Source organism: Prochlorococcus sp. MIT 1323, assembly GCF_047304905.1.
GTDB classification, from domain to species: Bacteria; Cyanobacteriota; Cyanobacteriia; order PCC-6307; family Cyanobiaceae; genus Prochlorococcus; species Prochlorococcus marinus_D.
In genome coordinates this window covers 1315124-1333854 of the sequence record NZ_CP138973.1, presented here as the reverse complement: position 1 = coordinate 1333854, position 18731 = coordinate 1315124, and the positions used below count along the sequence as shown (strand labels likewise).

22 protein-coding genes and 1 tRNA gene are annotated in these 18731 nt (G+C 53.4%); 12 read left to right on the top strand and 11 right to left on the bottom strand.

The window, feature by feature from the left end; all coding sequences use genetic code 11:
* The first annotated feature begins 191 nt into the window (after positions 1–191).
* Both SIB68_RS06605 and SIB68_RS06600 read left to right on the top strand, forming a co-directional pair.
* A complete protein-coding gene (locus SIB68_RS06605) occupies positions 192–464 on the top strand; it encodes a DUF4090 family protein (protein ID WP_063399530.1) in 273 nt (90 codons plus the stop codon).
* A 213-nt stretch (positions 465–677) separates the two neighbouring features.
* Positions 678–1166, top strand: a complete 489-nt coding sequence (locus SIB68_RS06600) for a hypothetical protein (RefSeq protein WP_063399461.1) — start codon at positions 678–680, stop codon at positions 1164–1166.
* A gap of 154 nt (positions 1167–1320) precedes the next feature.
* On the opposite strand, the gene murD is transcribed toward SIB68_RS06600, so the two are convergent.
* The 4 genes from murD to SIB68_RS06580 all read right to left on the bottom strand — a co-directional run bounded on the left by murD (position 1321) and on the right by SIB68_RS06580 (position 4235).
* A complete protein-coding gene (gene murD, locus SIB68_RS06595) occupies positions 1321–2703 on the bottom strand; it encodes a UDP-N-acetylmuramoyl-L-alanine--D-glutamate ligase (protein ID WP_063399460.1) in 1383 nt (460 codons plus the stop codon).
* Between the two features lie 27 nt (positions 2704–2730).
* Positions 2731–2802, bottom strand: a tRNA-Val gene (locus SIB68_RS06590).
* Positions 2803–2880: 78 nt separating this feature from the next.
* Entirely contained in the window at positions 2881–3672 is a 792-nt protein-coding gene (locus SIB68_RS06585) for a photosystem II S4 domain protein (protein ID WP_063399459.1), read from the bottom strand.
* The gene (locus SIB68_RS06580) at positions 3669–4235 is read right to left on the bottom strand and encodes a hypothetical protein (RefSeq protein WP_063399458.1); all 567 of its coding nucleotides are present in this window, start codon (positions 4233–4235) and stop codon (positions 3669–3671) included. The genes SIB68_RS06585 and SIB68_RS06580 overlap by 4 nt, the downstream gene beginning before the upstream one ends.
* A 103-nt stretch (positions 4236–4338) precedes the next feature.
* Here SIB68_RS06580 and serA point away from each other — a divergent pair, with 103 nt between their 5' ends.
* From serA to SIB68_RS06560, 4 genes are all read left to right on the top strand, one after another.
* Positions 4339–5925 carry a phosphoglycerate dehydrogenase gene (gene serA / locus SIB68_RS06575; protein WP_063399457.1) on the top strand — a complete coding sequence of 529 codons (1587 nt, stop codon included), beginning with the start codon at positions 4339–4341 and terminating at the stop codon, positions 5923–5925.
* Positions 5926–5939: 14 nt separating this feature from the next.
* Entirely contained in the window at positions 5940–6845 is a 906-nt protein-coding gene (gene prmA / locus SIB68_RS06570; protein ID WP_063399456.1) for a 50S ribosomal protein L11 methyltransferase, read from the top strand.
* Between the two features lie 164 nt (positions 6846–7009).
* A complete protein-coding gene (locus tag SIB68_RS06565) occupies positions 7010–7309 on the top strand; it encodes a ferredoxin (protein ID WP_011130797.1) in 300 nt (99 codons plus the stop codon).
* 113 nt (positions 7310–7422) lie between these two features.
* A complete protein-coding gene (locus tag SIB68_RS06560) occupies positions 7423–7842 on the top strand; it encodes a hypothetical protein (RefSeq protein WP_063399529.1) in 420 nt (139 codons plus the stop codon).
* Between the two features lie 1204 nt (positions 7843–9046).
* Here the strand turns inward: SIB68_RS06560 and psbV are convergent.
* On the bottom strand, positions 9047–9559 hold the full coding sequence (gene psbV, locus SIB68_RS06555; protein WP_063399454.1) for a photosystem II cytochrome c-550: 513 nt from the start codon (positions 9557–9559) through the stop codon (positions 9047–9049).
* A gap of 69 nt (positions 9560–9628) precedes the next feature.
* On the bottom strand, positions 9629–10585 hold the full coding sequence (gene rnz / locus SIB68_RS06550; RefSeq protein ID WP_063399528.1) for a ribonuclease Z: 957 nt from the start codon (positions 10583–10585) through the stop codon (positions 9629–9631).
* A 123-nt stretch (positions 10586–10708) separates the two neighbouring features.
* Here rnz and SIB68_RS06545 point away from each other — a divergent pair, with 123 nt between their 5' ends.
* The 3 genes from SIB68_RS06545 to SIB68_RS06535 all read left to right on the top strand — a co-directional run bounded on the left by SIB68_RS06545 (position 10709) and on the right by SIB68_RS06535 (position 13355).
* A complete protein-coding gene (locus SIB68_RS06545; RefSeq protein WP_063399453.1) occupies positions 10709–12109 on the top strand; it encodes a SpoIID/LytB domain-containing protein in 1401 nt (466 codons plus the stop codon).
* Positions 12110–12934, top strand: coding sequence for a glucosamine-6-phosphate deaminase (locus tag SIB68_RS06540; RefSeq protein WP_063399452.1), 825 nt, complete (start codon positions 12110–12112; stop codon positions 12932–12934). It begins immediately after the preceding gene.
* Positions 12935–13211: 277 nt separating this feature from the next.
* Entirely contained in the window at positions 13212–13355 is a 144-nt protein-coding gene (locus SIB68_RS06535) for a hypothetical protein (protein WP_155724896.1), read from the top strand.
* A gap of 150 nt (positions 13356–13505) precedes the next feature.
* On the opposite strand, the gene SIB68_RS06530 is transcribed toward SIB68_RS06535, so the two are convergent.
* From SIB68_RS06530 to SIB68_RS06510, 5 genes are all read right to left on the bottom strand, one after another.
* Positions 13506–14249, bottom strand: coding sequence for a YebC/PmpR family DNA-binding transcriptional regulator (locus SIB68_RS06530; RefSeq protein WP_063399451.1), 744 nt, complete (start codon positions 14247–14249; stop codon positions 13506–13508).
* A 71-nt stretch (positions 14250–14320) separates the two neighbouring features.
* Entirely contained in the window at positions 14321–15298 is a 978-nt protein-coding gene (gene truB / locus SIB68_RS06525; RefSeq protein ID WP_063399450.1) for a tRNA pseudouridine(55) synthase TruB, read from the bottom strand.
* 66 nt (positions 15299–15364) lie between these two features.
* Complete coding sequence (gene rpmA, locus SIB68_RS06520; RefSeq protein WP_063399449.1) at positions 15365–15631, bottom strand: 50S ribosomal protein L27; 267 nt, start codon at positions 15629–15631, stop codon at positions 15365–15367.
* A gap of 42 nt (positions 15632–15673) precedes the next feature.
* On the bottom strand, positions 15674–16075 hold the full coding sequence (rplU, locus tag SIB68_RS06515; protein WP_063399448.1) for a 50S ribosomal protein L21: 402 nt from the start codon (positions 16073–16075) through the stop codon (positions 15674–15676).
* Positions 16076–16380: 305 nt separating this feature from the next.
* Entirely contained in the window at positions 16381–16593 is a 213-nt protein-coding gene (locus tag SIB68_RS06510; RefSeq protein WP_196757084.1) for a hypothetical protein, read from the bottom strand.
* Here SIB68_RS06510 and SIB68_RS06505 point away from each other — a divergent pair.
* The 3 genes from SIB68_RS06505 to kaiC all read left to right on the top strand — a co-directional run bounded on the left by SIB68_RS06505 (position 16546) and on the right by kaiC (position 18680).
* On the top strand, positions 16546–16746 hold the full coding sequence (locus tag SIB68_RS06505) for a hypothetical protein (RefSeq protein WP_063399447.1): 201 nt from the start codon (positions 16546–16548) through the stop codon (positions 16744–16746). The genes SIB68_RS06510 and SIB68_RS06505 overlap by 48 nt on opposite strands.
* Complete coding sequence (kaiB, locus tag SIB68_RS06500; RefSeq protein WP_063396291.1) at positions 16743–17114, top strand: circadian clock protein KaiB; 372 nt, start codon at positions 16743–16745, stop codon at positions 17112–17114. The genes SIB68_RS06505 and kaiB overlap by 4 nt, the downstream gene beginning before the upstream one ends.
* A gap of 66 nt (positions 17115–17180) precedes the next feature.
* The gene (gene kaiC / locus SIB68_RS06495) at positions 17181–18680 is read left to right on the top strand and encodes a circadian clock protein KaiC (protein WP_063399446.1); all 1500 of its coding nucleotides are present in this window, start codon (positions 17181–17183) and stop codon (positions 18678–18680) included.
* Positions 18681–18731: the final 51 nt, after the last annotated feature.

Genomic DNA, 18731 nt, shown 5'->3' with positions numbered 1-18731 from the left:
TTGTGGTAGCAGGGACAAGCTGTAGGTCTACAGCTTGTCAACAATGAGTTTATATCAACGATGTTAAGTGATCTCAGCAATTGCAGTGCTTGAGTGAGGAATTTCTCTCTGGGCTTTTACTTGCTAACTTCTTCGTTCTTGCAAGTTCTAAACGCACTATGATGATAGCGAGTAGTCTTCAAAGCTTACTGATGGATTTTTCTGGTCCGCATGCTATTGATCAAGCGATTGAGGCAGGGATAGACCTTGATGGCAGCCCCATTCCTGTGGAGATGCTCAAACTCTACAAAGAAGTCATGGATCAAGAAGGTGCGAGAAAGAGGAGTGGAGTAAAGAAGTCGATGCGTAATCGAATAGTCCGTTCAGGGGCCAAGCATTTCGATCAAGAGAACCTCAATCAACGTCTTATCGCTGCTGGATGGGAAGGCTTGAAGCCAAAGGAGATTGAGTTTTTCTTCAGCTGATTTCGATTGTAGATGTGCGGAATTATTGATTAGGGACTGTTTGAAAATTAAAATCTTGCTAGGCAAATCTAAGCCAGAATCTGTTCTCAAATTGAAGCTTGTATTCGTCACAAGGTTTGATTGGACTGGCCCTATACGTGGTGGTGTGATTAAAATGATTATTATGCTGCTGATTGTTCTTTGTCTAGCCGCGAAGCCAAGCATGACAGTAGAATGAAAAGTTTTCCCGCTTCGCAGGAGCTTTTAAATCTTGAAGCCTTGGCGAGAAAGCAAGGGAGTGGGATTGAAATTCATGCGCTCAATGGACTTTGGAAGTTTGTATCTGTTTGGAAGCAAGGTAAAGAGAAAGAAGACTTCTTCTCTTCTTTGATGCTTCGATTTTTTTCTGCGAGCCTAGAGCTCAGGCAAGAGAATGGGAGCCATGAATGCATGCCTTTGGTGATTGCTAACTCTGTTGGTATTGGCTTGCTAAAGCTTGAATTCACAGGTCGAGGAGAGCTCAAGGGATCGCAGCCTCTACTGCCTTTCTTTTTTGATCGAATCACAGTGAGTTTTGCTTCAAGGATTTTATGGAGCCGCCCGCTTGATGTGCCCGATGAAAAAGAAAGGCCTTTCTTTGCTCTGATCTCAATGCCCCCGAACGAAGAGTGGCTTGCTGCTAGAGGCCGTGGGGGCGGCCTTGCGCTTTGGCTCAAGGGCTAAATCAATCAAGCAGCCCATTAAGGTTTAATATTGCACTGGCTATTAGTAATCAATAAGAAAGTAGGATTGCCGTTACAAATAGAGCGCCAGTCGCATCATTATCGAACAGAGGAATGAGTCATGAAGTTAAAGCTAGTGATCTGTTAGTCGTTGATTATGCCGTTGAATGTGGTGCAATCAGGCTACGGAAATGTTCGCCGCGGGCTTCGAAGTCTGGGTATTGATCAAAACTTGCGCAGGCTGGTGAAAGCAACAGGCAGGCGGCTTGTAGTTCTAGGCCCAGTGGAATGGCCAAAGTCACAGCAGCGTTGAGGTTGGTACAGCAATGCAACTCACCACGGAAGCCAGATGTTTTGATTAGCTCTTCCAGTTCTGAAGCGCCTGCGCCAAACAGGATCACGGCGCAGGCTTTGCTTTGTAGTTGCTTGAGCCATCCAGAAGCATCGCCTTGTTTGGTTTGCCCACCTGCCAGCACAACGGCAGGAGCCGGGACGGCCTTGAGGCCCACACAGGCGGCGTCATAGTTTGTGGCCTTGCTGTCGTTGTAGACGCTCATTTGCAGGATATGCCCAAGCTGTTCGAGTCTGTGAGGCACGCCTGGGAACGAGCGCAGGCTGGCTTCGATGGCCTTAGCTGGCAAACCCGTTTGCCGGGCTGCGGCTGTCACCATCAGCAGGTTTTGAAGATTGTGTTGTCCAGGCATGGCCAAAGCCGAAGCGGCAAAAAGCGCTCCTTGCGGTTCCCTAACCAGCCCGTCCGCATCAATCCAAAAGTCGGCGCGATGGTTTGCAGTACCAGGCCCTTCGCTGCTCACCCACAGCCCCTTATCCCAGCTGGATCTTTGGCTGCGAAGATCTGGATCATCGCCATTGAAGATGCGTATCTCTGAGCGCTCCAGTAGGCCACGCTTGATCTTTCGGTAAGCATCAAGGGTGCCGTGGCGTTCGAGGTGGTCGGGGGTGAGGTTGGTCCAAATGCCAATGCGTGGGGCAATCTCAGGGGCGGCTTCGATCTGGTAACTGCTGAGCTCCATGACCAGCCAGTCGGGGCGCTGTGCTTTTGGTTGCCGCCATTTGAGTGCGATTTCAGCTGCGGCATGGCCAACATTGCCGCCCATTGGTGCTCTGAGGCCATTGCTTTCAAGCACATGATTGAGCAGATGGGTCACTGTTGTTTTGCCATTCGTGCCGGTAATGGCGATCCATGGCAGATGGCTCAGGCTTCGCCAGGCCAATGCCATCTCTCCATCGATGTCGATGCCGCGTTGACGCAGTGCAGCCAGTGTTGGGTGGTCCCAAGCGATGCCAGGGCTGATGATCACGGCATCAAGTTGATCCAGCCAAGGGATGAAGCTGGTCAGCTCTAGAGGTTTGCCTAGCTCGACAGCAATTCCCTGCAGACGTAGATCAGCTGCCAAGCTTTGGAGATGGGGCTCGATGCTGCGCTCAAGCACTGTGACCTGATGTCCCTCTGCCTGTAGAAGTCGTGCTGCACCGATGCCGGAGCGTCCAAGCCCCACGACCACAGTGCGTGCCATCGATGAGTCCTGTGTTTGTAAGGGGAGTGGGCGATACTGGAATCGAACCAGTGACTCCTACCGTGTCAAGGTAGTGCTCTACCTCTGAGCTAATCGCCCGCGGGGCCCTTCCAGAAGAGTGAGTGGTGACCAGTGGCTTTTCAAGCAGCGAAGCTAGCAGCCTGGCGATACGAATCTTCAGTGCCGCAGCATTTCCACCCGCCAGCGCTGACGCTTGGTCATTTCCAGCGCCAGCACTTTCAGAGTGCCTCGACCCTGAAGTTGCAGGCGATCGCCCACTACAAGTTCTCGACTTGTTTGTCGGACTGGTTTCCAGTTCAGGCGCAGGTGACCTTGCTTGATTTGATTGACCACCTTGGCTCGAGATAGACCAAAGCCGGCCGAGGCGATTGCATCGATCCTGCACGAGGCCTCAACACTGTTCAATCGGCGGGTCAGGCGGTGGGCTGGTGGCTGCAGTTGAGCCACTGCCACGGCTTCACAGGTGATCTCAACCTCTCTTACTTTGCTGCTGCGGCCGTCGAGATTGATGGCTAACTCTGGAGTGCAAAGGGCTTGTGCTCCGCGATCACCGCGAATCCAAAGATCTCCAAGTTGTTCTGGTCGAGCGTCGATCGCCTCTAGGGCTTGGCGGAGATCTGTTGGGCTGGGGGAATCAAATAAAAAGTTGCCATGCAGCAGCAGCCCATGAATCGGGGCTGTTTGTGAGGGAGTGGGGTGCTGGTGATCTTCGCTGCGCCAGCAACACAGCCGCTGGCGTTCAGCGCCAGGGTGACCACCGTCGGCGTGCCAGTGCAGATCAGTGAGGGTGGAAAATCGATGCAGGGCTTCTTCCCGCAATGGGGCAGAAACAAACGCACTCCAGCTAGGCTGCCAGGTCCGTAACACTGTGTCTGCCTGGACCAGCAGGGCTTCCATGCCTTGTGGATCCAGGCAACCTTTGAGCAGCTTTTGCCGCGGCAAAATCACAGTTCGCTGAGGCTCGTTAAGGCGAGGGGATTGGCTTCTCGTAGCACTTTCCAGGGCAACTCGATGCCTATCGGTGTCTCCAGCAGCAGCAGCCATTGGCCTTCCTGATGGCGATTGCGCAGGATGCGAACGTCTTCAGCGTCTGGAATTTTGACGCTGATTGCGGCTGCATAACTACCCATCCAACCTGAGACGAGGCCCAGCAGTCCACCGATGATTGATGCACCCAGGCTGCCGTAACTAGCAAAGGTGTCCATATCTGTACTGAGCGTGATGGCGATGCCGAGGATGAAGCCAAACGGCAGCAACCAGACGGCCATCAGTTTTTGACGACGGCTACGGGTCAGCTTGGGGCTCAGCCTCTCGATTGAATCAATGTCCATCGATTGGAGTGGGTTGCCATATTCCTTGGGTTCTGAGGCCGTTCTCTCAGGTTGTGTTTCTGAGTTGGTTGCCGGCTGAATTAGCTCACAGCGGGTTAGCGGGGTCTCTGCTGCCTTGAGTTGTTCATTCAATTGATCTGCGTGGTCTCTTTCGGCGAGAACAAGAACGCAAATAGCCATACAACACACCTCAATCGTTTGAATTCTGAACCCTGTTTTGTGGTCTGCAGGGCTTGGAGCATGTAGATCTCTAAAGTGCCCTGCTGCAGTCTTGCGCCCGTTGATGACGAAAGTTCTGGTTTCAGACCCTATCGACCAAGCGGGAATTGACATCCTCGCTCAGGTTGCACAGGTGGATCAGCGTGTGGGCCTGTCAGAGGATGACCTCAAGGCGATGATCGGCGACTACGACGCGCTGATGATCCGTTCTGGCACGCAGGTCACGGCGGATGTGATCAAAGCCGGCGGACGTTTGCGCATCATTGGTCGAGCGGGTGTTGGCGTCGACAATGTTGATGTGCCGACGGCGACCCAACAGGGTGTTCTGGTGGTGAATTCGCCGGAAGGCAACACGATTGCTGCTGCCGAACAAGCGTTGGCTTTAATGCTTTCGCTCTCTCGGCATGTGCCTCAGGCTCATGCCAGCACGATGGCTGGGGGTTGGGATCGCAAGAAATATGTAGGTAACGAGCTCTATAAGAAAGTTCTTGGCGTGGTTGGGCTCGGCAAGATCGGCTCCCATGTTGCCCGGGTCTGCAATGCCATGGGTATGGAGGTCATCGCTTACGACCCCTTCATCTCTGCTGACCGTGCTCAACAGATGCAGGTGCGACTCTCAAACTTGGAGAATCTTTTTGAGCAGGCCGACTACATCACTTTGCATCTCCCTCGTACTCCCGATACCGAGAATTTGGTCAATGCGGCATTGCTGGGCAAGATGAAGGCCACAGCAAGGCTCGTGAATTGTGCTCGCGGAGGCATCATCGATGAGTCAGCTCTGGCTGATGCCTTGACAGCTGGAGTGATTGGTGGGGCTGCGTTGGATGTTTATGCCCAGGAGCCATTGGCTGCTGATTCGCCGCTGCGCTCTGTGCAGGAGCGCTTGATCCTTACGCCCCACCTTGGAGCTTCGACGACAGAGGCGCAGGAGAACGTGGCTGTTGATGTGGCGGAACAGATCCGAGACGTCCTGCTTGGTCTTCCTGCCCGTAGTGCTGTGAACATCCCTGGCCTCAGTGCAGAGATCATGGAGCGGCTCAAGCCTCATTTGCAATTAGCCGAGACCCTTGGGCTATTGGTGACCCAGCTCTCCGGAGGACAGTTACAGGAGCTTGAAGTTCGTCTTCAGGGGGAGTTTGCTCAGCATCCCTCTCAGCCTCTGGTGATTGCTGCTCTCAAGGGCGTGCTGACAAGTGCTCTTGGCGATCGGATCAATTACGTGAATGCGTCCTTAGAAGCCAAGGGCCGTGGCATTCGTGTCTTGGAGGTCAAGGACGAGACAAGTAAGGATTTTGCCGGGGGGTCCTTGCAACTGACGACTCGTGGTGACCAGGGCGGTCACAGCGTGACGGGTGCAGTGTTTGCCAATGGCGATCTACGCATCACCACCATTGATGAATTCCCGGTCAACGTGTCGCCTAGTCGACACATGCTGTTGACCAGGCACCGGGACATGCCAGGGATCATCGGCCAGTTGGGCTCCGTGCTTGGTGAACACAACGTCAACATCGCATCGATGCAGGTGGGGCGTCGCATTGTGCGCGGTGATGCGGTGATGGTGCTGAGCATTGATGATCCAATTCCGCCCAGCTTGCTGGTCACCATCCATGCGATCAATGGCATTAAGGAAGCCCATCCGGTCACCCTCTGATCAAGGCTGATGAGATGAACTCTGCTTCTGCTCTTCGCTGGTGGCGTCTTGCCCTGCCCATTGCCGATGAGCTGGAAGAGTCGCTCATCTGGAAGCTGACAGATCTGGGTCTCTGCCGACTTGCTGTTCAACATGCGCCTGAGAACTCTGAGCGCACCCTTTTGGCATGGTTGCCATCGTCTGAGTGGTCTGAGTCGGACAGAGATCAGCTGATGGCCAACCTGCGTCCTCTGGCAGAACCGTTTGGCCTGAAATTAGCCAACCCCACTTGGTGCGAGGTGGCTGATGAAGACTGGAGTTTGAACTGGAAGCAAGATTGGCAACCCGATCCGGTGGGGCAGCGTCTGTTGATCTTGCCGGCTTGGTTGGATCTGCCGCAGGAGTATGCCGATCGGCTTGTTGTGCGACTAGACCCTGGCAGTGCTTTTGGTACTGGCAGCCACCCAAGCACTCGCCTTTGCCTGGAGGCGCTGGAGAGGAACCCACCACTGGGCTTGAGGGTGGCAGATCTCGGCTGTGGCAGTGGGGTGCTGGGCTTCGCCGCACTTGCGTTTGGAGCCAGCCAGGTGCTGGCCGCTGATACGGATTGCCAGGCTGTCTACGCATCTAGAGCTAATACAGAGCTCAATCAGCTCGATTTAGATCGTGTAAGGGTTGTGCATGGTTCTGTGGAGGCTTTGTCAGCGCAGCTGCAGGGAAAGACCGTCGACCTGCTGCTCTGCAACATCCTGGCGCCTGTGATTGAGGTTTTGGCTCCAAGCTTTGATCCGTTGTTGAGTGCCAATGGTCGAGGTTTGCTCAGTGGTTTGCTGGTGAAGCAAGCGCCAAGGCTTCAGATGGTTTTGGAGGCGCTGGGATGGCGGGTGAATAGCCTGACTGAGCAGGGCTGCTGGGGGCTTTTAGATGTTTCTAAGCGGTAATTCTGCGCAAATTTTTATATAAGCCAGAGTTATCAGTACTCGTTCTTTGATTGGCCTTGGCCGGGCAGATTGCACGATCAGTCTGTATTTTTGCTGTGAGGGTGTTAGAAGGAGCGATCCAGGGGGGTTTTACTTCTGGATTTCTATGCGTTTCCATCCATTCCATGGCTTCCTACAAAGTCACCTTGATCAGCGAGAGCGAGGGCCTGAACAAGACCATTGAGGTTCCCGATGATCAGTACATCCTTGATGCTGCTGAAGAGCAGGGCATCGACCTGCCCTATTCCTGTCGTGCTGGGGCCTGCTCCACATGTGCAGGCAAGCTCACAGGTGGTTCTGTGGACCAGTCTGATCAGAGCTTCCTCGATGACGATCAGCTTGAGGCTGGTTTCGTGTTGACCTGCGTTGCTTATCCAACCTCTGATTGCACCATCAAGACCCATGCTGAGGAAGAGCTCTATTGAGCTCAGGGCAGTTGTCGCTGTTCCCGATCAGTGCTTGCGTATCGGGATCCCATCAGCCACCCTCGGCGGGTGGCTTTTTGCTTCATGGTGGTGTTGATGGCTCTGTTTTAGATGTGACGTCTGTTGCCCCTGCCAGAGCGGATGTCGATGTTGTGTTGGCGCACGGCAGCATTCACACCAGTCCTGGTGGGCAATACAGTTTTCGTGTGATCGGTTCTTGTTGCCGGCTGTTTGATCGCGAGGACCTGCCATGGCCTTGCTGTCGCCTTGCCTGGCGGAGCAAGGAGCCAAGTTGGCGACGTGTGGGCAGGCGCTTTGTTGCTGATGTAGCAGCTCGTCGTTGTCCGTCTTATGTCGTCGAGCTATTGCAGCCTGGTTCAAAGCCCACAGTCACAGTGCTCACGTTGTTTTCTCAGCGTTTGACGCCGGGTTTGCAGGAGTGGTGGTATAGCCGTGGGCAGCTCTCGAAGGACCCTGCAAATCTGCTGCCTGCTTCGATGCTGCTTGCAAGCGAAGAGGCCCCATCGTGTTGATCGGCTAAGGGCTGATTGGCTACTTGCTTGGCATTTCGATCAATGGACAACCTGTCGTTAGGGTGATTCACTTAGACAGCTAATCGAAGTTATTGATAGAGCATTTGTCAGCTTTGGATTGCATCAAACAGAAGCCAAAGCAGCTTTCTTTTAACGAGGCTTTGCGTATAGAAGCAGTAAATGATTTACTGAGAAGGAATGTATTGATAAAATTATCAGCCTGGAAATTGCTATTCATTGTACTGAACAGGCTGTGTAAAAGCCTTGTTGAGACATGATTAGGTTATGAGTGAAGGCAAGTTTCGATTCTCGCCTAAAAGTTACAGCTTGGATCATGAGAAGCTTGTCTGTTAAATACAAGAAGAAATGAGATCACTTGGCTGATGACTTGGCTCGGATGGGATTGGGATGATATTTATTTGTCTCCATCTCTCAACTCAAGCGCTTCTAAGTACAGTCAGAAATGCCGAAGTTCGTTCATCTATTGATGCAAAATTAGTTGGCAGGTGGAGGCATTGCTGCGTCATGTTTTGCTTTGCGATGGATGGCTCATTTTCGTTTTGCCTGGTCATAGATGATAAAGAATGTTGTTGATAACTGCAGGCCATGCTTTTGTTAGAAGTGATGATAGCTAGCTGATTAGTAGCTTCAATGAGAGGTTAAAGAGAGCCCTCTTTGAATGGCTCATCTTTACTTTCAGTTCTGCAATCCAAATGCTTAAGCAAGGTGTTTTTGAGCAAGCTCTTGAGAAGGCTTGATTGCTGAAACGCTTGCCTTTCCCCCTGCCCTTGGCTATGAGCAGCAGATCTTTGTTTAGAGAGCAGGCGCAGCCTCTCAGAGGTGATTGTTTTGAAGATCGGCGCCTGATCAAGGCCAAGCTTTCAAGCTAATCATTCCACCCAGCTCGAGAGCGACAGTGCAGGCGGCGTCAGTCTTGTCGCAGACCCCTTGTTCTCCGACCTCTTCATTTGATCTAGGGGGATTTGCTAGTTCCCCTGGGAGGTTGAGAGTGAGCAACCGACAAGCCTTGTCTCGTAGAAGAGATATTGTTCAATCAGTGATTAAGACAGGAACAAACACTGACGTTTTAGATCGCGCTTGAAGATAAGACTCTTGCAAAAGAGATGATGGCCAGATTTGTTAGGCAAAAAAAGGACCCCAGCTTTGGCTGAGATCCCCTGATTGTTTTTTGCTTCTTTAGCGATCAGAAGTAGATCTTGCCACCACCCCATTGGTCGCCCTGCACTTTCTCAGCCGTGAGGATGTAACCGGCGATTAAGCGCAGGTCGTCATCATTGAGGCTGCGCATCTGAACGTAGATGTCGCTGCTGCTGATGCCTGGGTGGGTGTCGGCAATGCTGTATTCCCCGTCATACGACATGGGATTTTTCAGGAATTCGACCAGGCCGTCCACGTTGTCACGAGCAGGTGATGCCAGTGAGAGCGCCTCAAGGTCGAGACCAACGTTTTGATTGGTCTTGGTGACGCCTTGGTTATGGCAGGTGGCGCAGTTGCTTTTGAAGAGCTTGCTAGCGCTCTTGATTTCTGACTCGCTGAAGGTCACCTGCTGTCCGCCTGAGCCTGCGGGAACGGTGAGGGTCTCGGCATCCCATTGGGCAGCCATGGCCGGAGAGCTAATGCTCAAGCCAATTATTACGGGCAAAACGATCAATAGTTTGATCAGGGACCGTCCCAGGGATGCAAAGAGAGAGGCCATGGAATACGCCAGTTACTGACAGAAGCGACAACACCTTGTATCACGGGGCGGGAGCTCTAAGGGCCGTAATCAAGAACTGTTGCAGCGCGGAGCGACTTCAAAACTGAGGAAATCCTTGGCAAGGATGGTGTTCGAAAAGATCGCTTGAGCTTCTCGTAGCAGGTCATTTGGGGTGACCGGATTGCCTGGCGCATAGCGGGGACTGAGGTGGGTCAATACGAGTTTCCCGACGCCGGCTTCGGCAGCTGTTTGGGCCGCCATGGTGCTGGTGGAATGCTGCTTCTGATAAGCCATTTCTGCTTCGCTATGGGCGAAGGTTGCTTCGTGGATCAGCAGGTCCGCGCCTGCGGCTAGGGACACAGCAGCTTCTGAAAACACCGTATCGGTGCAGAACACGATGCTGGCGCCTGGGCGATCTGGTCCGCAGAAGTCCCGGCCATCCACCACGCGCCCATCATCGAGGCTGACCTGTTCACCACGCTTTAAGGCGGCATAGACGGGGCCTGGCGGGATGCCGAGGCGTTGGGCTCTTTCAAGGTTGAAATGGCCTGGCTTGGGTTTTTGCTCCACGCGATAGGCGTAGGCGGGCACGCGATGGGTGAGCGGGGTGCAGCGCACCAGGATGTCTTTGTCTTCAAACACAATCAGGTTCTGCTCTGCTGCGTCTCGCACGCGATGAACCTTGATGGGGTATCCGATCCTGGTGGAGCTATTGCGCAGCACGCCTTGCAGATAGCTTTCCAGTGGATCGGGGCCGTAGAGATCCACTCCGTTGCTGTTGCCGGATAGGCCGAGGCTGGCCAAAAGACCCGGCAGGCCAAACACATGGTCGCCATGCATGTGGCTAACGAACACTCGTCTGAGCTGAGAAAGACGCAGGTCGCTGCGCAGGAACTGATGCTGAGTGCCTTCTCCGCAATCAAACAGCCACAACTCAGCTCGTTGGGGCAGCCGCAGAGCTACGGCAGAAACATTGCGGGCTCTTGTTGGTACGCCCGAGCTGGTGCCGAGAAAGGTGACCTGCAAGGCCGTTAACACCCCAAAGACCATGCTGCCATGGCTTGGGGCCTGGCCTGGTTGTTGTGATCGGGGCACACTGAATGTCCTTGTTGAACATGTTGATTGGCTTTGCCCTCGCCGCTATGGGCTATGGGATTGGTCGGCGGGGTCACGCTCACGGCCGTAAGCCCTGCTGCCCAGGTGATTGCTGTGCAGGAGCCAGTGATGCGGGTGCTGGTGCTGGAAGCAGCAGCTCTGCGTCTGCGGGCTGATGCTGAGCAGCCTTTGCTTGTGGCCGGTCTGGGTTCGAGCGAGCAGAGGCTGAGGGCGCTTTCGGTTCGCAAGCAGCGCGGTCAACTGCAGCTGACACTTGAGGGGCGATCGCGGCGATCGCTATCGCTTGCTTTGCAGCGTGAGCTAAGGGTTCGCAGTGCAGACCCACGCGGGATATGGCTGGGCAAGCGTCGCTATCGCGGTGAGTTGAGGGTTCGATCTGTTGGTGCAGGGTTGCAGGTGGTTAACCACCTGCGCGTGGAGGACTATCTGGCCAGTGTGGTGGGTAGTGAGATGCCGGAATCCTGGCCTTTGGCTGCACTGCAGGCCCAGGCGGTGGCCGCTCGCACCTATGCCCTTGCTCAACACGGCAAAGCAGGTGGTTTTGATCTCAAGGCCACCGTTGCCAGTCAGGCGTATCGCGGTGTGGAATCTGAAACTGCGAACACCCTGAAGGCTGTGGAAAGCACCCATTCGCTGGTTTTAGTGCATGGCGGCAAGTTGATCGATGCTGTTTTTCACAGCAGCTCTGGCGGGGCAACAGAAGCCAGCGGGGCGGTATGGACTAAACAGCTGCCTTATCTGGTCAGCGTGCCGGACCACGATCAACATAGCCCTGTGCATCAGTGGGATGTGTGGTTTGAGCCGCATCAGTTGCGAAGAGCGTTCCGCGAAACCGGTGGTGTGAGCAGCATTGCTGTGTTGGGCACAACGGGCACGGGCAGAATTCGCCAGGCTCGTGTGCAGGGGCCTCGTGGTGATTTGCTGCTGAGCGGCAAGCAGCTGCGCCAGCGTTTGGGCTTGAAGAGCACCTTGGTGCGCTTTGAAATGCTTGCCTCGAAGTCTGCAAAGCCTCGCGCAGACTTTGGCCTTAAGCGGTTTGAGCAAAGCTTGGGAGATAGCAACTCGTCTGGCGCTGGAACGGTATTGATGGGCTCTTGGCGTGATGGAACAACAGCCAGCGTTGATCCCAATGCCAGTTTCATGGGCCTGACCCCGCCGCCGCCTGTGCCGCCTTTGCCGGTTCGCTCAACACGCCGTTCGCGCCATCAGCCGCTGATGTTGCTGGCTATGGGTCAAGGTTTTGGCCATGGCGTCGGCATGAGTCAGTGGGGTGCCCATGGCCTGGCGCAACGGGGTGCAGATTTCCGTCAAATCCTCAATCACTACTACCGAGGCGCAGAGATTGTTCCCTATCGGCAGCTACAAAACTCCTCCTTGGCCTTCCTGTGGCGCTCTCGCCAGCCGGGAGGAGTTGAGAGAATAGGAGACGCCTAATTGAACCTCGTGCGGCCTCCTATCGCCTCTGAGCAAGGGTTCGCGAGCACGATCACGGTGCGGGAGAACCTGCTAAGCCTTGTGGAAGCAGTTGTTGATGCACTGGAGGGGCATCTAAGGCAGCGGCTGGGGGAGCAGAGGCCGAAACCGCTTGGCTTGGCCACTGGCCGCACGATGGTGCCGATCTATGCCGCACTGGTGGCCCGTGTGCAGCGTTGGCCAGCTGATGAGCTGGAGCATCTGCGGCGCAGCTGGTGCAGCTTCAATCTCGATGAGTATGTGGGCTTGGGGGCAGCTGATCGGCGCAGCTTTGCGGCCTATATGACGCGTCATTTAGGAAAGCCGTTGCAATTGAGCCCGCAGCAGTTGCATCTTCCCGATGGCGAGGCGATCAATCCAGAGCAGCAGGCTGGCAGTTATGCCGCTCAGTTGCAGGGTTTTGGTGGTGTTGGTGTGCAGTTGCTGGGCTTAGGCAGCAATGGCCATGTGGGCTTCAATGAGCCGCCTTGTGGCCCAGATGCCTCTTGCCGGGTTGTGTCGTTATCGGAATCCACCCGGCAACAGAATGCTGCTGCTTTTGGTGGTGATCCCAGCCAGGTGCCATCTCAAGCACTCACGCTTGGATTAAAAGAAATTCTCGCGGCAGATGAAATTCATTTGATTGTGACGGGTTCAGCCAAAGCAGAAATTCTTAAGGCGTTGTTTGATTCGCCATGCACGGATCAGTTGCCGGCAAGTTGGTTGCGCAATCATCCTCGGGTTGCACTTTGGCTAGACCAATTAGCTGTTACTGGAGAGAAAGTTCCTGAAGCGAATGTCAGTTAAAAGTTGATTTGAATTTTAGGTCTTGGTTGCTTGCAAGCAAGAAAATCACTTGTGATAGCAGACAATTCAATACATCACAATAGGGCGCTATTGGCATGGCATTTTACCTTATTGAAGGCACCCGCTTGGGCAAAGAGGCGTTAGGGCTTGAATGTCTACACTGGCCTTGCATGTGGCTGATAAACTATTGTGATAATATTGTAAGATTAATATCGGCTGCGCCTATAGGGATCGCACTATCTCTGTTGATTCCAGTCAAGAGAGCCAGAATGGCCTTTTGCTTGAAGCTGGAGTTGATTACACGATCAACAATTTCGGAACCACGTCATTCAAGGTGTATGACCGTGGCGGTCTTGGGTTCTGGGATTCAAACCGCGGCACCGATTGGCGTGCCTCCGGTGGTGTCACCTTCCAGTTCTAAGAATCACTGTTAAGCATTCAACTGAAACTGCTGGGGTCGTGATCACGGCCTCAGCAGTTTTTTTTAGATGTCCTAGACCCATCCCCTTCGCTTGTCTTCACAGCCGTCGAGGCGTTACGGCTGCCTCAGTTATCTCGCCATTGTGTCTTACTAGCTCTCCAGGTTTGAGCTAATGTGATGGACATCGTCGAGCTCATCAAGTGCATCCAGCAATTGCAGGCATTGGTCTGCGCTTTTTTGATCTGCTTGGCTGACCGTGGTGAGTGGTCTCCAGCAGTGTTCCCATCCCTCAACAATCCACCCTTGATCTCTGAGCCCAGCCTGCAGGCCTTCTAGAGCTTGAAACGGGCCATAGACCACAGCGCCATCGTCGATCAATTGATAGCCATCAGCTTCAAGCTCCAGCAGGTTCTCCAGCAGTGCATCTTCTGAAACCTTGCCCCCATCTTGGGCAGACTGCGCACTTAAATGCACTTCGCTGCGTTTCTCAAACAAGTAGGCCACGCAGCCGCTTTCGCAGAGCTTGCCGCCGTGTTTATTGAAGGTGAGGCGTAGGTCTGCGGCCGTGCGATTGCGGTTGTCGGTGAGCGCTTCGATCAGTACCGCAACGCCTCCAGGGCCATAGCCTTCATAACGGATGGCTTCCAATTGGCATGCGCCGTTTTGGTCGTGGCCGGAGCCTTTTGCAATCGCGCGTTCAATATTGGCCGCAGGCATTCTTGCGGCTTTGGCTTTGTTGATTGCAGTGCGCAGTTGAAAATTACCGTTTGGGTCTCCGCCGCTTCTTGCTGCCACAGTGATCTCGCGTGCCAGTCGGGTGAACACAGCACCTCGCTTGGCATCCACTACCGCTTTGCTGCGTTTGATCTGAGACCATTTGCTATGGCCGGCCATGGCAGAGGCTGATTAGGTTGTTGTTTGACTATCAACGCTAGGGGCGTTCGGGTTGAACGACAGTGTTGCGATCATCCCCGTGCGTTGAACACAACTTTTGGCTTCACTGTTGTGTTGTCTTCCCAGTAGGCCATTCCGGCGACTTCGCCTCTGCAGTCGATCACCACGAGCATGGGCTTGTTTGCGCTTGGATCAGTTTGATTTGGAGCAGTTTGGCTTGGATCAGATTCTTGCTGATCAGAGGCCAGAGGTTTGGGTGCTGGTTGGCATTGATCTTGATGGGCGGTAATTCGGCGCCCGCAGCTCCAGCTTTCGTGTTCCTCTTCGTTCAGTTGCAGTCTTGGTAGGTGTGCAAGGGCCGTGAGTGGCGCTAACACAGCAGGCGGAGTCGTTAGGGCTGGATTGTCTCGATCGGGTAGTGGTACGGCTTGTTGCTCATGAAACCCCAGTGCTTGGGTTCGTTTTAACCACCCCAGACAAGCGCCGCAGCCAATTAATTCGCCTAGATCTCTTGCGAGAGAGCGAATGTATGTGCCTGATGAGCAATGCACGTTGAAGTCGATTTGGCCCAGTTGTTGGTTCCAACTGAGTAGCTGCAAGTGATCAATCGTGATCGTTCGCGCTGGAATCTCCATCGTTTCACCCCTGCGGGCACGTGCATGGGCGCGTTCCCCTTGCACATGCACGGCTGAAACTTGCGGTGGCCGTTGCTGAATCCTGCCGCGAAACGGCTCGAGATAGGTCTCAATCTCTGCTGTGTTCAATTCGGGCCAGGCTTGCTTGGAGATCAGATCCCCTTGTTGATCGTCGCTAGTGGTGCGTTGGCCCAGTTGGATGCTGCCGCGATAGCTCTTGGCGCCGGGTAGATAGGGCAGCAGTCTGGTGGCATGCCCTAGGGCGATGGGCAAGACTCCTGTTACGGCAGGATCAAGCGTGCCTCCGTGGCCCACGCGCTTGATGCCAAACACGCGCCGCATACGACTGACGCAGTCATGGGAGGTAAGGCCAGCAGGCTTGTCGATCACCACAAAGCCGAAGGGCACAGTCACTTGATCAGCAGCGCTCCGTTTGTGAATGCTGCTGCTGCCCGCATTGTCTGCAAAGGCTTGAATTGCTCAGCTGCAGGCAACCACACTGATGCGCTTGCGGTTGCGCAGGCTGCGGCGAATGCTTTCGAAGGTCACCACACCATCGGTTAGAGCGAAGAGGGTGTCGTCTTTGCCCTGGCCAACGTTCACCCCTGGCAACACTGAGGTGCCGCGTTGGCGAATCAGGATCGACCCTGCTGTAACGGTTTCGCCGCCATAGGCCTTCACGCCAAGACGCTTGGAATTTGAATCGCGGCCGTTGCGTGTGGAGCCTGTGCCTTTCTTATGAGCCATGGTGATTTAAGCGGTATTAGGAGCAGTGTATGGAGGGGGTGGTTAGCTGAGTGCTTTGCCGTCTATTGAAATGGATTGAACCATCACTCGAGTGAGTTCTTGGCGGTGTCCATTTTTGCGTCTTGTCTTCTTCTTGGGGCGCATTTTGTAGACGATGATCTTGGGGCCACGGCGGTGGTCCATCACCTTGAGTTCCACGCTGGCGCCCTTCACGTAAGGCTGGCCAACTGTGGCGTCATTCTTGCCATCCTTGACCAGCAGTATCTTCTCAAGGGTGACGGTGTCATCAACAGCCGCCTGCAGACGATCTAGGTCGTAGTAACGGTTGGGTTGCAACCAAAACTGCTGGCCAGAGGCCTCAACGATGGCGTATGAATCACTTTGGTCTTTAGCTTCAGCTTTGGCTGCAGCGGCTTTTGGCTTTGCAGCGGGTTTCTCGGCCATGGGTGGTTTAAGACGCGTTCAGGCTCGGAATCTGCAGAGCTGGGCTGTTAAGCGCCGCACCACTTTGACCGATTTGGCCTGACTCGCAATCGAGACTCAAACAATCATCATCCCGCGTTTAGGCGCCTTTAGTCAAGATTGAACGCTGATCCCTGAGCGTCAAGACGTCGGCACCAAGCCGACTTTGATCATGGCTTCTTTTGCGGCGCAACACACCAGCATTCTTTGATGTTTGCTGTGAATGGTGTTTTGCCAGCCCTGCTCTGCCTATGGATCTTGTGGTCGCAGATTTAGAGAGTCTCTGATCAAGCGTGTTGCAGCCTCAGTTGTCTTGAGAAGAGGTTTTCGTTGATGCAGAGATCGATGCATGATTGATTTTCGAGATTCTTGCTCTGTTTGCCTGGCCCTAGATCGCGAGCTGATCGGCATTGTTTGCTGCTTGATCGATCACCTAGGTTGTGGAGATCCATATGGATCTCATTGACGCTTTCTGGCAACAGTTCAGACTTGAGTTGCATGAGAGAGAGTCATCGCTGGGCGTTCTGTTCGCATTGCTCGATCTTTTAAATCACCTTTGGGTGATGCTTCAACACTCGCTTTCCGAAGACGCACCCCTTTCGTTGATATCAATCAGTTCCGATTTAGAAGATGCTTCTGACATGCAATTATGAGCCCAAGAAAAACCTACATCCTCAAGTTGTACGTGGCAGGGAATACCCCTAATTCGATGCGGGCGCTTAAAACTCTGCGAGACATCCTAGAAAACGAGTTCCGTGGCGTGTATGCGCTTAAGGTGATCGATGTGCTCAAGAATCCTCAGCTTGCAGAGGAAGACAAAATTCTGGCGACACCAACCTTGGCCAAGATCCTCCCGCCACCGGTGCGGCGGATCATTGGCGACCTCTCAGATCGCGAACGGGTTTTGATTGGTCTTGACCTCCTCTATGACGAGATCTATGACGAGATTCCTGAGGAGATGCTCGGCTCAGCGGAGCTCGATACGTTGGCAGACGATGACATTGCGTCGCCAGATTCTTAAGGCTCGCGGTGCAGCGCTTTGTTACAGGGCTGATTCTCTCTAGCGTTTGAGCAGAACGTCCTAGCTATGCAGTCTTCTAGTGTCGGTGGCTCCTCCCAGATGCAGGTGCAGAAGCTGCCTACTGGGATCGAAGGTTTTGATGACATCTGTCATGGCGGCTTGCCGACGGGGCGTAGCACGCTGATCAGTGGCACGTCGGGTACAGGCAAGACAGTTTTTTCACTTCATTTTTTACACAACGGCATTACCCAGTTCGATGAGCCTGGAATCTTCGTGACCTTTGAAGAGTCTCCATCAGATATTTTGCGAAATTCCGTCAGCTTTGGTTGGAATCTTCAAGAGATGGTGGAGCAGGATAAATTATTCATACTCGATGCTTCACCGGATCCTGATGGTCAGGATGTTGCAGGCAGCTTTGATCTTTCAGGGTTAATTGAAAGGATTAATTATGCCATTGTTAAATATAAAGCGAAACGGGTGGCAATCGATTCAATGACAGCCGTTTTCCAACAGTACGACGCTATTTCTGTGGTGCGTAGGGAAATCTTTCGCTTGATTGCACGTCTTAAGGTGATTGGCGTTACCACCGTAATGACCACAGAACGGATTGATGAATATGGCCCAATTGCACGCTATGGGGTTGAGGAGTTTGTCTCCGACAACGTCGTTATCCTCCGCAATGTTCTTGAGACTGAAAAGCGTCGACGTACCGTTGAGATTCTCAAGTTACGTGGCACAACTCACATGAAGGGTGAGTTTCCATTCACCATGGGCACCCACGGCGTCAGCGTCTTTCCTTTAGGAGCAATGCGGCTTACCCAGCGTTCCTCCAACGTGCGGATTAGTTCTGGTGTTCCTCATCTTGATGAGATGTGTGGTGGAGGGTTCTTCAAGGATTCGATTATTCTTGTTACTGGTGCAACGGGCACTGGTAAAACCCTTTTGGTGTCGAAGTTTATTGAGGATGCTTTCCGAAATAAGGAACGCGCGGTCTTGTTTGCCTATGAGGAGTCGCGAGCCCAACTGCTGCGTAATGCCACCAGTTGGGGGATTGATTTTGAAGAGATGGAAAGTGAAGGCCTGTTGAAGATTATTTGTGCTTATCCAGAGTCGACTGGCCTGGAAGATCATCTGGAGATTATTAAAACGGAGATTGGACAATTCAAACCATCGAGGATGGCGATTGATTCACTTTCGGCCCTTGCACGTGGCGTGAGCCTCAACGCCTTTAGGCAGTTTGTGATTGGAGTAACAGGCTATGCAAAGCAGGAGGAAATAGCGGGATTCTTTACCAATACCGCTGAAGAGTTTATGGGAAGTCATTCGATTACTGACTCTCATATCTCCACAATCACAGATACTATTCTGCTGCTTCAGTATGTGGAGATCCGCGGCGAGATGGCCAGAGCTGTGAATGTATTCAAGATGCGTGGCTCCTGGCACGACAAGAGAATTCGTGAGTATGTTATTACTGATAATGGCCCACAGATTAAAGACTCATTCTCTAACTTCGAACGGATCTTCAGTGGTGCTCCTCATCGTATTGCTGACGACGAACGCGCTTAATGTTGCTTCGATGCCAAGGGCCTTGAAAATGCTAGCTGATTCAGGTTATTG

Coding starts and splice junctions, on each gene's coding strand:
- serA (WP_063399457.1), top strand. CDS start 4,339: ATGACGAAAGTTCTGGTTTCAGACCCTATCGACCAAGCGGGAATTGAC.
- rplU (WP_063399448.1), bottom strand. CDS start 16,075: ATGGCCGAGAAACCCGCTGCAAAGCCAAAAGCCGCTGCAGCCAAAGCT.
- rpmA (WP_063399449.1), bottom strand. CDS start 15,631: ATGGCTCATAAGAAAGGCACAGGCTCCACACGCAACGGCCGCGATTCA.
- SIB68_RS06600 (WP_063399461.1), top strand. CDS start 678: ATGAAAAGTTTTCCCGCTTCGCAGGAGCTTTTAAATCTTGAAGCCTTG.
- SIB68_RS06565 (WP_011130797.1), top strand. CDS start 7,010: ATGGCTTCCTACAAAGTCACCTTGATCAGCGAGAGCGAGGGCCTGAAC.
- SIB68_RS06580 (WP_063399458.1), bottom strand. CDS start 4,235: ATGGCTATTTGCGTTCTTGTTCTCGCCGAAAGAGACCACGCAGATCAA.
- SIB68_RS06530 (WP_063399451.1), bottom strand. CDS start 14,249: ATGGCCGGCCATAGCAAATGGTCTCAGATCAAACGCAGCAAAGCGGTA.
- kaiB (WP_063396291.1), top strand. CDS start 16,743: ATGAGCCCAAGAAAAACCTACATCCTCAAGTTGTACGTGGCAGGGAAT.
- psbV (WP_063399454.1), bottom strand. CDS start 9,559: ATGGCCTCTCTCTTTGCATCCCTGGGACGGTCCCTGATCAAACTATTG.
- SIB68_RS06510 (WP_196757084.1), bottom strand. CDS start 16,593: ATGCAACTCAAGTCTGAACTGTTGCCAGAAAGCGTCAATGAGATCCAT.
- SIB68_RS06545 (WP_063399453.1), top strand. CDS start 10,709: ATGGGATTGGTCGGCGGGGTCACGCTCACGGCCGTAAGCCCTGCTGCC.
- SIB68_RS06605 (WP_063399530.1), top strand. CDS start 192: ATGGATTTTTCTGGTCCGCATGCTATTGATCAAGCGATTGAGGCAGGG.
- prmA (WP_063399456.1), top strand. CDS start 5,940: ATGAACTCTGCTTCTGCTCTTCGCTGGTGGCGTCTTGCCCTGCCCATT.
- murD (WP_063399460.1), bottom strand. CDS start 2,703: ATGGCACGCACTGTGGTCGTGGGGCTTGGACGCTCCGGCATCGGTGCA.
- kaiC (WP_063399446.1), top strand. CDS start 17,181: ATGCAGTCTTCTAGTGTCGGTGGCTCCTCCCAGATGCAGGTGCAGAAG.
- SIB68_RS06505 (WP_063399447.1), top strand. CDS start 16,546: ATGGATCTCATTGACGCTTTCTGGCAACAGTTCAGACTTGAGTTGCAT.